The 255-nt window shown below is 65.1% G+C and carries 1 pseudogene; it reads left to right on the top strand.

The features are described from left to right. Positions 1-255: pseudogene (gene cpsB / locus FNJ47_RS55650) on the top strand (mannose-1-phosphate guanylyltransferase/mannose-6-phosphate isomerase); the annotation flags it as partial.

The raw sequence follows: 255 nt of genomic DNA, 5'->3' as shown, positions 1-255 counted from the left end.
TGTCACGCCAGAAGGACGCCAACGGGCTGAAGCGACTGGTCGCGAAACTGAAAGTCGCCGCGCCCGAGGTGACCGAGAACCACATCAAGGTGCATCGTCCCTGGGGCTCCTATCAGTCGGTCGACAACGGCGACCGTCACCAGGTCAAGCGCATCATCGTCAAGCCGGGCGGGCGGCTGTCCCTGCAGAAGCACCATCACCGCTCCGAGCACTGGATCGTGGTGCGCGGGACCGCGCAGGTCACCGTCAACGAGC

Origin of the sequence: Bradyrhizobium uaiense, from assembly GCF_010811875.1 — a bacterium.
Lineage (GTDB): Bacteria > Pseudomonadota > Alphaproteobacteria > Rhizobiales > Xanthobacteraceae > Bradyrhizobium > Bradyrhizobium uaiense.
Note: the sequence above shows the minus strand (reverse complement) of the source record. Positions and strands in the feature narration are given on the sequence as shown.